Source organism: Streptomyces sp. NPDC045470 (assembly GCF_040646595.1).
GTDB lineage: Bacteria > Actinomycetota > Actinomycetes > Streptomycetales > Streptomycetaceae > Streptomyces.
In genome coordinates, this window is the sequence record NZ_JBEZAN010000002.1 from 933733 (window position 1) to 946131 (window position 12399).

General features: G+C 72.6%; 14 protein-coding genes. 1 reads left to right on the plus strand and 13 read right to left on the minus strand.

Going from position 1 to position 12399, the window contains the following annotated elements:
• Nucleotides 1-47: 47 nt before the first annotated feature.
• The 13 genes from AB0A97_RS10455 to AB0A97_RS10515 form a co-directional block, all read right to left on the minus strand.
• On the minus strand, nucleotides 48-629 hold the full coding sequence (locus AB0A97_RS10455; RefSeq protein ID WP_361147248.1) for a TetR/AcrR family transcriptional regulator: 582 nt from the start codon (nucleotides 627-629) through the stop codon (nucleotides 48-50).
• Nucleotides 630-735: 106 nt separating this feature from the next.
• Nucleotides 736-1365, minus strand: coding sequence for an OmpA family protein (locus tag AB0A97_RS10460; protein WP_361147251.1), 630 nt, complete (start codon nucleotides 1363-1365; stop codon nucleotides 736-738).
• 3 nt (nucleotides 1366-1368) lie between these two features.
• Nucleotides 1369-1950: a hypothetical protein gene (locus tag AB0A97_RS10465; protein ID WP_361147254.1), complete on the minus strand. Its 582-nt coding sequence runs from the start codon at nucleotides 1948-1950 to the stop codon at nucleotides 1369-1371.
• Between the two features lie 32 nt (nucleotides 1951-1982).
• On the minus strand, nucleotides 1983-2693 hold the full coding sequence (locus AB0A97_RS10470) for a pilus assembly protein TadG-related protein (protein ID WP_361147427.1): 711 nt from the start codon (nucleotides 2691-2693) through the stop codon (nucleotides 1983-1985).
• Nucleotides 2690-2860: a membrane protein gene (locus AB0A97_RS10475; protein WP_030020674.1), complete on the minus strand. Its 171-nt coding sequence runs from the start codon at nucleotides 2858-2860 to the stop codon at nucleotides 2690-2692. Before AB0A97_RS10475 ends, AB0A97_RS10470 begins: the two co-directional genes overlap by 4 nt.
• 699 nt (nucleotides 2861-3559) lie before the next feature.
• Nucleotides 3560-4462, minus strand: a complete 903-nt coding sequence (locus AB0A97_RS10480; protein WP_361147257.1) for a DUF5936 domain-containing protein — start codon at nucleotides 4460-4462, stop codon at nucleotides 3560-3562.
• A 57-nt stretch (nucleotides 4463-4519) separates the two neighbouring features.
• Nucleotides 4520-5464, minus strand: coding sequence for a type II secretion system F family protein (locus AB0A97_RS10485; RefSeq protein WP_361147259.1), 945 nt, complete (start codon nucleotides 5462-5464; stop codon nucleotides 4520-4522).
• A 31-nt stretch (nucleotides 5465-5495) separates the two neighbouring features.
• Nucleotides 5496-6833 (minus strand): CpaF family protein, encoded by a 1338-nt coding sequence (locus AB0A97_RS10490; protein WP_361147262.1) that lies wholly within the window; start codon nucleotides 6831-6833, stop codon nucleotides 5496-5498.
• Nucleotides 6830-7255: a TadE/TadG family type IV pilus assembly protein gene (locus AB0A97_RS10495; RefSeq protein ID WP_361147265.1), complete on the minus strand. Its 426-nt coding sequence runs from the start codon at nucleotides 7253-7255 to the stop codon at nucleotides 6830-6832. The genes AB0A97_RS10490 and AB0A97_RS10495 overlap by 4 nt, the downstream gene beginning before the upstream one ends.
• A complete protein-coding gene (locus AB0A97_RS10500) occupies nucleotides 7252-7635 on the minus strand; it encodes a TadE family protein (protein WP_361147268.1) in 384 nt (127 codons plus the stop codon). Before AB0A97_RS10500 ends, AB0A97_RS10495 begins: the two co-directional genes overlap by 4 nt.
• A gap of 3 nt (nucleotides 7636-7638) precedes the next feature.
• The gene (locus AB0A97_RS10505; RefSeq protein WP_361147271.1) at nucleotides 7639-9006 is read right to left on the minus strand and encodes an AAA family ATPase; all 1368 of its coding nucleotides are present in this window, start codon (nucleotides 9004-9006) and stop codon (nucleotides 7639-7641) included.
• Between the two features lie 13 nt (nucleotides 9007-9019).
• Complete coding sequence (cpaB, locus tag AB0A97_RS10510; protein ID WP_361147274.1) at nucleotides 9020-9742, minus strand: Flp pilus assembly protein CpaB; 723 nt, start codon at nucleotides 9740-9742, stop codon at nucleotides 9020-9022.
• A 148-nt stretch (nucleotides 9743-9890) separates the two neighbouring features.
• Complete coding sequence (locus AB0A97_RS10515) at nucleotides 9891-10922, minus strand: hypothetical protein (RefSeq protein WP_361147277.1); 1032 nt, start codon at nucleotides 10920-10922, stop codon at nucleotides 9891-9893.
• A 430-nt stretch (nucleotides 10923-11352) separates the two neighbouring features.
• On the opposite strand from AB0A97_RS10515, the gene AB0A97_RS10520 reads away from it, so the two are divergent.
• Nucleotides 11353-12282: a chitinase gene (locus AB0A97_RS10520; RefSeq protein ID WP_361147430.1), complete on the plus strand. Its 930-nt coding sequence runs from the start codon at nucleotides 11353-11355 to the stop codon at nucleotides 12280-12282.
• Nucleotides 12283-12399: the final 117 nt, after the last annotated feature.

Genomic DNA, 12399 nt, shown 5'->3' on the forward strand with positions numbered 1-12399 from the left:
AGCCAAAAGAAGGCGGCCCGGTCGGGCCGCGCGTGCGGGGCGCCACGTCACAGCGCGGCCATGAAGCCCTCCACGACCCCTTCGAGCGCCACGCGGCCGACCCCGCAGCGCGCCGAGACGCGCAGGCCGCCGACGGCCGCGATGACCAGGTGGGCGAGGGCGCGCGCGTCCTTGCCCGCGTCGATGTCGCCGTCCCGCTGTCCGGCCGCGATCGCGGCGCGGATCGCCTCCAGCCGCAGCCGGTAGTCCCGCGCCAGCTCGCCCGCGACCTCCTCGTCGCGGGCCGCGATCTCGATGGCGGTGTTCACGACCAGGCACCCGCGCCGGGTGCTGTCGCTGTCGCACTCCTCGTCCACGACGCGCCGGAGGTGCGTACGGATCTTCTCCCGCACCGGCAGGTCACTGTCCAGCAGCGCGAACAGCTCACCGTTCCGTTCCGCCATGAAGCGGTCCAGCGCACGCCCGAAAAGGTCGTGCTTGCTCTTGAACGTGTTGTAGATGCTGCTGCGCCCGAGGCCGGTCGCCTCGCACAGATCCTGCGTGGACGTGGCCTCGTAGCCGGCGGCTCGGAACGCGTCCATCGCGGCACCGACCGCCCGCTCCTCGTCGAACTTCCTGGGGCGGGGCATGGGGAGGACATTACCGGTATTGGATCGGTCGGTCCAATACCTTGTTCGGCCTGCCGCCGGACGTCGCAGGTGGTCGGCCGGGTGGCCGGTGCCGCAGCGCCGGCCTCTACTCCCCCGTACGCGGAAAGCTCACCTCGACGCGCCGGTTCTTCTTGCGGCCGTCCTCCGTGGCGTTGTCGGCGATCGGGTACTGCTCGCCGTAGCCGCGGATCTGGAACGTGGCCGCGGCGCCGAGGCCCTCGGCCAGTTCGCGCTGGACCGCGTTGGCGCGTTCCTTGGACAGGACCAGGCCGTGCGCGTCCGAGCCCAGGTTGTCGGTGAAACCGAAGACGCGCAGGTTCGTGGCGTGCTGTTTCTTGATCTCGGCGGCGATGGTGCCGATGCGGGACAGCGCGTCGGGGGAGAGTTCGGCGCTGTCCTTGGCGAAGAGGACCTCGGCCTGGAGGGCGAAGGTCACGTTGGAGTTGGTGTCCTGCCGCCGCTCGGCGCCGTCGTCGGTCTCGACGATGGACTTGATGTTGAGCACCTTGGCGGGGGCGAGGGTCGCGCCCTGGACCATGCGGAGGTCGGGGTCCTTCGGGTCGATCCTCACGGGTGCGGTGGTGTCCTCGGAGACGCCGGGCGGGTCGTCGGCGTGGGCGGCCGGCGGGGCCGGGGTGAAGGTGAGCAGGAGGGCGGTGGCCGCGGTGACGGCGGCCCGGGCGGTGCGGGTTCCGGCCGTGGTCGGGGTGGTCATGGGTCAGTCCGAGATCGAGACGGTGGCGGGCGGCATGGTCGGCAGTTGGAAGTCGACCTCGGTCACCTTCGCGGGCGGGGCCGGGAACTGCGCGAAGACGGGCCGGCTCTCGCCCGGTTTCAGGCCGCTCAGCCCGGTGGTGCACAGACACTCGCCCTCGGTGTCCCGCAGCACCAGGTAGCGCTTCTTGCCGGCCTTGTCGACCAGGGCGGCGCCGGAGACGGAGGAGCGGGAGCGCATGCCGGTCTCGTTGGAGCGCCAGTTGATCGCGTTGAAGATCTTGGTGCCGTTGTTGGTGACGGTGCCGCTGACCGTGACGAAGCCGCCGGTGTCCCGGACCGCGGAGTGCAGGGTGACGGCCACGCCGTCCGGGCCCTTCACCTCACCGATGACCTGCCGGGAGTCGGCGGCCGGGGTGCCGCGCCCGGTGTCCTTCGGGGCGGTGGCCCGCGTGGACGGCTTGCCGCCGGCCGCGCCGCTGCCGCCGTCCTCCCCGCCGCAGCCGCCGACGACGAGAGCGAGGCCCGCGGCGATCGCCGCGGCGGCGACTCTCCTGGTGGCCTTCGAAGGGCGCCCAGTGTCCATGGATGCGATTCCCTCTGCTCGTCGTCGGCTGGTCATTCGGCAAGGCGTACGGAGAACAGGTCGGTGGCTTCCGGCAGGTCGCGGAGGTCGGCCGGGTCGACGGTCCACTCCTTGCCGTCCTCGCAGGTGAGGTGCACGACGGGGGGACCGGCGGGTGGATCGCCGGCCGGGGGGTCACCGCCTGGCGGGTCGTCGGCGGGCGGATCGCCGCCGTCGCCCCGGCCGGGCCCGTCGCCCTCCCCCGGCGCCGGTGTCGGGTCCGGCTCCGGCCCCGGCGTGCAGCGCGGTTCGACCACTGCCCTGGCCCGTGCCGAAGCGTGGGTGTTCTCGGTCCCGGGGATCACCGAACGGCCCACGGTTCTCCGGGTGTCGGCCTCGACGGCGAACGACGTGGGGTACGAGCCAGCCGTGCACGTCGCGTCGGCGTCGTTGCGGCCGGCGAACCACTGGGCGTTCGCGCACGCTTCGGCGCCGGGGACGCCGCGGCCGCCGAGGAGGTCCTGCCAGGGCGCGCCCGTGCGGATCGCGTCGAGGAGTTCCGTGCTCAGCCGGTCCCGGTACTTCTGTCCGGCGGCCAGCGCGGCCGCGTCGGCCGCGGTCTGCGCGGAGTTGCGCGTCGCGGCGGCCTGCCCGACCGCGAAGAACGCGAAGGCGAGCAGGAGCAGGCCGGCCACGGCCACGATGTACAGGGGAAACGCCTGGCCGGCGTCTCCGGTCCGGCGGCGGGACGCCGCCCGGGTCAGATCCCCACGACCTCGGAGATCTTGTTGGAGATGGCCGTCGCGATCTGACTGCCGAAGTCCGTGGTCGACAGGACGAGCACGATCGCCACGACCACGGCGATGATGCCCAGGTACTCGATCGAGGTCTGCCCCCGGTCGTCTCCCTTTCCCCACAACCGCTTCGCCATCGTCTTCCCCTCCATGGGCGGCCGGGCCGCTCCGGTCCGGATGGTCTGCCCCCGTGATGCCGGCCCGCGCGTACACGTCGTACGGAGGAGCGCCGTACGGGCGAGAGCCGTACGGGCACACACCGAACACGCGCACACCGGACGTGAGCACGCTACGCACACGCATGCTCGCGACACGAGAAAAGTACGCCGGAACACCGGTCCCGGAACAGGGCGTCCGCCCGCATTCCTTTCCTGCGGGGGCGGGTTGAAGCATCGACCGGTGGTGCCTGGCGGCGGTTTCGCCCAGCTCGTCCGGTAAGAGGGGTTTTCTCGGAGCGGCTGGATCATCCGGCGCATCTGGACCATCCGGCGCGTACGGATCTTCCGGTACAGCCGGATCTTCCGGTACGCCCGTCCCGTCCGACGGCATCCTTTCCACCCCCGCCCGTCCTCGTCGGCAGTGCCGTTGCCACCCGTCCCGGCGGGCCCGGCGGTGCGGCCGGGGCCGGGGAACACATGGATGCCGACTGTCCCACATACCGTTGCGTACGCGAAGGGTGTTTGCCCAACAGGAGCCGATTCGAGACGCGTAAGAGGGAAGCGGGGAAGGGGAGTTGACCGTCCCGCCATACGAGCTGTCCGGGCCGTGCAGGCAGGTCGCACGGGCCGGCCGGGCCGTACCGGCCGCCCGGCCCACCCCGCCCCGGCCGGCGCACGTCAGTCGCCCATCAGCGAGCCGAAGTCGGTGCCGGAGCCGAGGAAGAAGCCCGCGACGAGCAGGATCATCGTGGCGGGGACCATGAACGTGGTGACCACCATGGTCGCCTTGGGCACCGCGCGGGCGGCGCGGCGCCGGGCGTTCTGCGCGTCCGTGCGGCGCATGTCGTCGGCGATCTGGATGAGGGTGTCGACGATCGGGGAGCCGAGTTCCTCGCCCTGCTGGAGCGCGGTGACGAACTGGGCCACCTGCTCGGAGTCGTTGCGTCTGCGCAGTTCCTCGAACGCCTCGCGGCGGCTGACGCCCATGTCCAGTTGCCGCAGGGTGATCCGCAGCTCGTCGGCCCACGGACCTTCGTACTTGTCGGCCACCCGGTCCAGGGCCTGCCGGAAGCCCAGCCCGGCGCTGACCACGACGGCCAGGACGTCGAGGAAGTCGGGCAACGTGCGTTCGATGGTGTCCTTGCGTTGGCGAATCGCGGCCCAGATGCCGACCTCGTTCCAGAACAGGCCGAAGGCGACGAGGAGGAGGGCGAGCAGGTACTGGGAGCGCAGCAGCATGACGAGCGCGCCGCCGAAGCCGAGGAAGCCGTACACCGCGCGGCGGGCGGCGTAGCGGTCCACGGTCAGGCCGCCGGGGTTGCCCGCCTGATCGATGCGCCTGCGCACCTTGGCCACCCGCTTCTCGCCCATCAGACGTAGGACGAGGGGCGCGTACCGCATCCCCGCCCGGTCCACCGCCGACCCGACGACGGTGGTGCGGGTCGAGCCGACCTCCAGGGCGACGGCGATGTCCGGGGGCAGTCTGGCCTCGCGGCGGTAGAGGGCGACGCCGTAGCAGATGCCCGCCACGGAGAGGGCGAGCGCGAGGGCGAGGAGCAGTCCGGTCGTTCCGATTCCCATGGGTGGGCGCCTTCGAGGTGGGTCGGGGGTGCGGGCGGGGGCGGCCGGGGCCGGCCGTCAGACGTCGATCTTGGAGATACGGCGGATCACGAAGAAGCCGACGGCGTACAGCACGAAGGCCACGACCACCGCGGCCTGGCCCGGGAACGTGGCCGTCATCCGGTCGATGGCCCCGGGCGCGATGCGGTTCATCAGCAGCAGCGTGCCCAGGCCGAGGAACGGCACGACGTACGCCGTGACGACGACCTGGGAGAGCTGGGTGCGCACCTCGCGCCGGGTCTCCTTGCGCTCCTCCAGGGTCTTGGTGAGGTTGCGCAGCGAGCCGACGACCGTGCCGCCCGCGCGGTTGGACAGCACCAGGGTGGTGACGAGGACGACGAGTTCGCGGGAGGGAAGGCGGGCGGCGAGTTCGTCCAGGGCCTCGTCGAGGGAGTGGCCGACGGCCAGCTTGTCGGAGACCTTGGCCAGTTCCTCCCCGGCGGGCGCCTCCAGTTCCTCGGCCGCCATGCCCAGGGCCGTACGCAGTGCCAGCCCGGCCTGGGTGGCGTTGGCGAGGATGCGGGACAGCTCGGGCAGTTGGTTGATGAACTTCTCGATACGTTTCTGCCGCTGCCAGTTGAGGAAGGCGTACGCCGACCAGACGGCCGCCAGGGCCGCGATCGGACCGAAGAAGGGCGCCAGAACCGCCTGCGCGACGATCCAGACCCCGGCGACCACGGCGAGCAGAGCGACGAAGAACTCGCCGGGGGTCACGTCCAGGCCGGTGGCGGCCAGCCGCAGTTCCAGGCCGCGCCCGAGCCGGGTGGCGCGCAGCCGGCGGTCGACGGCGGCGAAGCGGCGGCCGTGGCCGGGCCGGGGCAGGCCGTGGTCGTCGGAGAGCCGGTCGACGAGGGCCAGGTGCCGTTCGCGTCCGGTCGCGTACAGCCGCAGGCCCACGACGGCCAGCACCGCGCAGAGCAGGGTGACGCCGAGGGTGAGCAGGGCGATGTCGTCCAAGGGCATGGGCGCGGTTCCGTCCTCCAGTGGTGGGCCGCTACGAGGCTTCCCGGGTGGCGAGCTGGTCGGCGGTGGCCGCGACGCCGAAGGCCGGGGGTACGGGTTCGTCGGCGAGGTGGAGGCGTTCGGCGACGCGGCGCGGCAGCGGGTGGTAGCGGAAGCGGCCGCGTACGGTGCGGTCGGCGCCGCTCGGCTCGGCCTCGAAGCGGCAGACGGTGGCGAGGCGGTAGTCGGCGTGGCCGTGCGAGTCGAGGATGGCGATCTCGCCGATGCGGCGGGATCCGTCGGCGTGCCGGGTGATCTGGACGAGGCAGTCGACGGCGCTGTTGATCTGGTCGCGCAGCGCCTCGAAGGGCACTTTCACGTCGGACATGGACGCGAGTGTCTGGAGGCGCATCAGGGCGTCCTCGGCGCTGTTGGCGTGCACGGTGGCGAGCGAGCCGTCGTGGCCGGTGGACATCGCCTGGAGCATGTCGAGGGTCTCGCCGCCGCGGACCTCGCCGACGATGATGCGGTCGGGGCGCATGCGCAGGGAGTTGCGTACCAGGTCGCGGATGGTGATCCGGCCCTTGCCCTCCACGTTGGGCGGCCGGGACTCCAGGCGGATCACGTGGTTCTGCTGGAGCTGGAGTTCGGCGGCGTCCTCGACGGTGATGATGCGCTCGCCCTCGGGGATGAGGCCGGAGAGGGCGTTGAGCAGGGTGGTCTTGCCGGCGCCGGTGGGGCCGGAGACGACGACGTTGAACTTGGCTCGGACCAGCCCGCCCAGCAGCATCACCATCTGGTCGTCGAGCGTGCCCATGCCGATGAGTTCGGGCAGCGTGTACGCGCGGGGGAAGCGGCGGATGGTGAGGGTGGCGCCGTTCAGGGCGAGCGGCGGGATGATGACGTTGACGCGCTCGCCGGAGGGGAGCCGCGCGTCGACCATCGGATTGGACTCGTCCACCCGGCGGTTGACGGTGGAGACGATGCGTTCGATCGTCTGCATGAGCTGTTCGTGGGAGGCGAAGCGGACGGGGACCAGCTCCACCCGGCCGTGCCGCTCGACGTACACCTGGTCGGGCCCGTTGACCATGATCTCGGTGACCGAGGCGTCTTCGAGGAGCGGTTCCAGGACGCCCAGGCCGAGCGCCTCGTCCACCACGCGGCGGATGAGCTGGGCGCGTTCGGCGGTGGACAGGACCGGGCCCTCGCGGCTGATGATGTGGCCGAGGACGCGCTCCAGGCGGGTGCGGCGTTCGGCGGCGGCCAGCGCCGACATCTCGGCGAGGTCGATCTCCTCCAGCAGCTTGGCGCGGTAGACGGCGACGAGGTGACCGTCCTCGCGGCCCGCCGGGGGTACCTCCGGCGCGGCGATACGGGCTCTGAGGCTCATGGGGCGGTGGTTCCTCCGGGTTCGGCGGGCAGGGCCATGGTGGCGCTGCGGGTGGCGGTCCCGAACGTGACACCGGGGATGACGGAGGGGATCTTGACCGTCGCGGTCGCCTGCACCTCGCCGCCGCCCTCGGTCGCCTGGACGCCGGCGTCCGCGCCGACCCAGTCGCTCATGGCCGCCTTGCCCGCCGCCTCCGGGGTCGTCTTCCGGTCGGCCTCGTCGAGGGTGGCCGTACGGGCGGCGGCGCGCGCTCCCGTACCGGCCTGCTGGACGGCGTACGCGGCCAGGCCGAGCTGGATCACGGCGAGGGCGATGACCAGCAGGATCGGCAGGAAGCCGAGGAATTCGACGGAGACCTGGCCGCGGTCGTCGCGCCGACGGCGCGGCCTTCGCCGTCCCGGGACACGCACCGTCTCCGTCACGCCCCCTCCTCGTCCGCCGCGCCCGCCGTGCCCACGACGCGCCACGGGAAGTTCACCGCGCCGGGGAAGAGCACCGGCACCTGGAGCGCCACCCGCGCCTTCCACAGGCCGCCCTCGGGCGTGCACGAGATCCGGGCGTCGCCCGCCCACGCGCCGGGCAGGTCCTTCTCGGCCGCCGCCACGCACGCCGCCGGGCCGCCCGTCTCGGTCGCGGTGCCCGCCCGGGCGCCCTTGTCCGCCGAGTTGGCGGCGAGCGTGAACGTGTAGCCGACGAGCACGAACTGCCAGAGCAGGACGAGGACGGCCAGGATCAGCGGAGCCAGCCCGAGGAATTCGACGGAGACCTGGCCGCGGTCGTCGCCCGGCCGTGGTCGGCGCATCCCTCAGCCCTCCTCGTACGGTCCGGCCGGGCCGAAGGCCCCCGCGGCCCCCGGCACTCCCGGCTCCCCGGCTGCGGGCCCGGCCGTCAGCGCCTTGCGCCGCCGGCCGGTCAGCGACGTACGGGCGCGGTGGCTGCCCCGCCCCTGCCGGGCCGCGGCCGGCGCGTCGACCAGGCCCAGCTCCCCGGCGAGGGCCCACAGCGCCTGCCGGACCGTGGACCGGGCGTCCAGGTCCTGCATCCGGCCGGCGTCGACGTACGGCTGGAGCTCCTTGAAGGCGGCCGGTACGGGGGTCCGGGCGACCCGGGTGCCGGTGGCCTTGCCGACCAGCGGTGGCTGGATCTCGGTGTGACGGGTGAGGCGGTTGACGACGGTCGTGGTGTCCTCCGCCTTGCGGATCTGGAGCCGGTCCCACAGCCGTACGAGGCGCTTGGCGGCCCGTACACAGACCACGTCCGGTGTCGTCACGAGCAGCGCCGTGTCGGAGAGTTCGACGGCGGCGGCGCTGGCGGACTGCATCTGGGAGCCGCAGTCCACCACCACCAGCTCGTAGCGCGAGCGCAGCGCCGCCAGGACCGTACGGGCGGCCCGGTCGTCCACCTCCTCACCGCGCTCGCCCTCCTCCGGGGCCAGCAGCAGGCCCAGTCCGGTGTGGTGGGCGTGCACGGCGTCCTGGAGGACGCGTACGGAGATGTCCTGGATGTCCGCGAGGTCGACGATCGACCGGCGGAACTGGACGTCCAGGTAGGAGGCCACGTCACCGGACTGGAGGTCCATGTCGACCAGCGCGACGCTGCGCCCTGCGGCGCGCGCGGCGAGCGCGAGCTGCACGGCGGTGACCGTCGTACCGACACCGCCCTTGGCGCCGGTGACGGTGACGAGCGTGCCCGCCGGTCCGAGCGCCGCTTCCTGCCCGCCGCCCAGGTGGACCCGTACGCCGGCTGCCCACTGGGCCGCGGCCTGCACCCGGGCCGCCAGTTCGTCGTAGCCGAGCGGCAGGCCGACGATGCCGCGCGCGCCCGCGTCCATGGCGGCGGCGAACAGGGCCGGGCCCGCGTCGGTGGTGATCAGCACGACGCCGACGGCGGGGAAGCGCAGCGCGATGTCGCGGATCAGCTCCAGCGCGGGCACCGGGCCGATGCGCTCGTGGACGAGGACGACCTCGGGCAGCTCGTCCACCGCGGACGGCGGCCCCGGCCGGTCGGGGGAGTCGGCGGCGGCCCGGGAGACGGCCTGGTCCAGCGCGTTGACCAGGGCGGTGGAGTCGGCGACCGGCGCGCCGGGCTCGGCGCCCGGCAACTGGCTGAGCAGCGACGACACGGCTCGGGCTGCGTCGGGTTCGCCGACCGCCGGGAGGATGCGGATGGTCACCAGGGCCTCCGGGTCATTTGTCGCCGTCGAGCGTGTAGGTGCGCTCCGCGGGCGGGATGTCGGCCTCGGTGCCGGGGGCGACGAGGGCGAGCCGTACGTGGGTGGCGAAGGACTCCGCGTAGGCGACGCGCTGGGCGTCCTGGGTGTTCAGCGCGAAGGTGATCGGTACGGCGTCGGTGGCGCGGCGGGTGCTGGAGGAGCGGGTGTCGCCGGGGTCCCTGTGCTCCAGCGGGGTGAGCTTGCCCCGGTCGATGACCTGGGCGTTCGCCACGATCACCTTGGAGACGGGCCGGTCCTGGGAGCGTTTGCCCTCGAAGGTGGCGTAGATGTTCACCCGGGCCCCTGGGTTGATCTTCCCGGCCACGCCGGTGGCCGCGTCGATCATGATGGCGATCTCCTGCTGCCCCGGCTTGAGCGCCGGGCGGTCGACGACCATGTCGTCCTGGAGCAGCGAGCCCTTGTGCAGCGGTGTCACGGTGATCTTCCCGCGGACCCGGGCCAGGTCGGTGACGGCGGTGGACGGCAGCCAGCGCTCCGGTATCTCCACCTTCTCGAACTGACCTGGGTCGAGCGCCTGGTAGGCGGGCACGTCCGCCTTCAGCCGGTACGCGGTGCGCTCGGGGCCGACCTTGGACTCCACCTCGCGTATCACCGACAGCACGCCGACGAACGCGCCGAGCGCGCAGAGGACCGACAGGAGCAGCAGGATCACTCCGCGGCGCTGGCGTGAGTTCATGGGTGCGGGACCTCGTCGGGATCGGTGCGGGCGGGGGCGGAAGAGGGGGCGGCGGCCCGGTCCGGGCGGGGCGGTCACGGACGGTGGGGCCGTCTCGCGCCGGGCGGTCCGCACGGGCGAACCGGTACCGGGGCCGGTACGGGACGGATCAGCGTGACCGTACGGCCGTCCGCCGTCCCGGCTCCGGGCCCGGGACACCGCCCGGCGACACCGGTGCCAGGCCCCGGCGCCGCAGGAGGGAGGAGGCGGGCGTGGCGGGGTCCTCCGGTGCGGCGCCCGGTCCGTTTCCGGTGCGGGGCCGCGCGGCCCCGCCCGTACGGCGCCCGGTGTCCGCCGCCGCACCCGGTACGGCGGTCGGCGCACAGCAGAACGCGCACCGGTCGCCGATGAATTCGAGACCGCACCAGCGGCACTCCTCTCTCCGTACGGACGCCACGAGCTGGTAGAGCACCGAGAGATCCGGAATGGCCGCCGCGAACTCGGCGGCCTTGGGCGTGCCCCACCACACCGCCGACTCGGCGGGCAGCGGCACCTCGTGCGTCCCCTGCACCTGCCAGGAGCGCGCCAGGACACCGCCGACCCACTCGCCGGACACCTGGCCGCGCGCCCAGACGAGGCGGGTGGCGAAGCCGGGTGCGCGCAGGCCGGCTTCGGCGGCCCGTTCGGCGTGCCGGTCGAGGCGGATCAGGTGCGGCTCCGGGTTGGCGAGTACCGCGAAGTACGCGCCGGGCACCCAGGAGCGCAGGTGGGAGCGGAGGTCCGTCGCCACCCTGTCGAGGCGGGCCACGCTGCCCAGCAGGGCGCCCGCGTGCACGTAGTGCGCCAGCAGGCGGGCGGCACAGGCGAGCAGCCCGGGGCTGAAGTCGCACAGCGACAACTGCCGGAGCTGCTGGGCCAGCACGGCCAATCCGAGCGGCGGCAGGTCCATCGGCAGGATCGCGAACCGGTCGCTCTCCAGGACCGCGCGCAGGGTGTGCAGCCGGCGGACGTGTTCCGGCGGGCAGGCGGTGGAGTGGAGGGCCACGAGGTGGCCGTGGTGCTCCAGCACCGCGCCCAGCTCGTTGAGCGCCTCGTCCAGCGGCTGGGTGTGCGGGGACCGGACGACGACGGCGGCCGGGGTCTGCCGGTCGGTGGCGGGCAGCGCCAGATCGGCGCTGGTGACTGCAATCGCGGTCGGCACGTCGCGTCCCCCACTGCGCTGCTGGCGCTGTCGGCACTGTTGGCGCTGTCGGCACTGCTGTTGGCTCAGCACCTTATCCACGAGTTCCGCCCGGGAGAACACGTTCTGGGGTACTGGGCGTCCGACTTGGCGTCTCCTCGCCCGCCCGCGCCGCTCCCCGCTCCCCGTTCTCCGGGGAATTCCCGGTTCCGCGCGACCTCTTGACATGCACATTGGTCTGGACCACGTTGTACGCCAGTACGAAGCACCACACACAACATCAGCACCACAGCAGCTCAGGGGCCCCTGAACGCGCAGCAGCACCACCCAGCCCAACTCCCCCCCCCCCACAGAGGCACCAGTGGTACGCGCACGATCAGGAAGAGCAGCACGTGCCGGACGTCCCGCACGGCGCGCCGTCAGAGCCCTGGCGGGACTGGCCGCCGCGGCACTGACCTCGACCGGCCTCGTCGCGGCGGGCGCCCCGCCCCGCACCGCCGCCGTACCGGAGCACGCCGTCACCGGTTACTGGCAGAACTTCGACAACGGCGCCACGGTCCAGAAGCTCAAGGACGTCCCGGACGCCTACGACATCATCGCGGTCTCCTTCGCCGAGGCGACGAGCGTGCCCGGCGGCCTGGACTTCCACCTCGATCCGGCGGTCGGCTACGCATCCGCCGACGCCTTCAAGGCGGACATCAGGGCCAAGCAGGCCGCCGGCAAGTCGGTGATCATCTCGGTCGGCGGCGAGAAGGGCGCGGTGTCCGTCAGCGACGACGCCTCCGCGAAGAACTTCGCCGACTCCCTCGGCAGGCTCATTGACGTGTACGGCTTCGACGGCGTCGACATCGACCTGGAGAACGGCCTCGACTCGACCTACATGACCAAGGCGCTCAAGGCCGTGCACGCCCAGCACAGCGACATCGTGGTCACCATGGCGCCGCAGACGATCGACATGCAGTCGCCGCAGAACGAGTACTTCAGGACGGCCCTGAACATCAAGGACTTCCTCACGGTCGTCACCACGCAGTACTACAACAGCGGCTCGATGAACGGCTGTGACGGCAAGGTGTACTCGCAGGGCACGGTGGACTTCCTCACCTCGCTCGCCTGCGTCCAACTGGAAGGCGGGCTCGCTCCGTCGCAGGTCGGCATCGGCGTCCCGGCGTCGTCCCGTGCGGCGGGCGGCGGGTACGCGCCGCCGTCCGTGGTCAACGCGGCGCTGGACTGTCTGACGCAGGGCAAGAACTGCGGCTCGTTCAAGCCGTCGAAGATCTACCCGGGGCTGCGGGGCGCGATGGCCTGGTCCACGAACTGGGACGCCGCGAACGGCGGCGCGTTCGCGGGCCAGGTGGGGGCGCACGTGCACGGTCTGCCGTAACCGGCCGTACGTATCCGGCGGACGGGGGGGGGCGGCGGGGGGGCGCGCCAGGACCGCCCCCCCGCCCAAGAAGCGCGGATAAGGGAGAAACACCCACAAACCCCAGAAGACACGGAA

Excerpts from the sequence above, each read along its gene's own strand:
- AB0A97_RS10455 (WP_361147248.1), bottom strand. The coding sequence starts at position 629 with ATGCCCCGCCCCAGGAAGTTCGACGAGGAGCGGGCGGTCGGTGCCGCG.
- AB0A97_RS10460 (WP_361147251.1), bottom strand. The coding sequence starts at position 1,365 with ATGACCACCCCGACCACGGCCGGAACCCGCACCGCCCGGGCCGCCGTC.
- AB0A97_RS10465 (WP_361147254.1), bottom strand. The coding sequence starts at position 1,950 with ATGGACACTGGGCGCCCTTCGAAGGCCACCAGGAGAGTCGCCGCCGCG.
- AB0A97_RS10475 (WP_030020674.1), bottom strand. The coding sequence starts at position 2,860 with ATGGCGAAGCGGTTGTGGGGAAAGGGAGACGACCGGGGGCAGACCTCG.
- AB0A97_RS10480 (WP_361147257.1), bottom strand. The coding sequence starts at position 4,462 with ATGGGAATCGGAACGACCGGACTGCTCCTCGCCCTCGCGCTCGCCCTC.
- AB0A97_RS10485 (WP_361147259.1), bottom strand. The coding sequence starts at position 5,464 with ATGCCCTTGGACGACATCGCCCTGCTCACCCTCGGCGTCACCCTGCTC.
- AB0A97_RS10490 (WP_361147262.1), bottom strand. The coding sequence starts at position 6,833 with ATGAGCCTCAGAGCCCGTATCGCCGCGCCGGAGGTACCCCCGGCGGGC.
- AB0A97_RS10500 (WP_361147268.1), bottom strand. The coding sequence starts at position 7,635 with ATGCGCCGACCACGGCCGGGCGACGACCGCGGCCAGGTCTCCGTCGAA.
- cpaB (WP_361147274.1), bottom strand. The coding sequence starts at position 9,742 with ATGAACTCACGCCAGCGCCGCGGAGTGATCCTGCTGCTCCTGTCGGTC.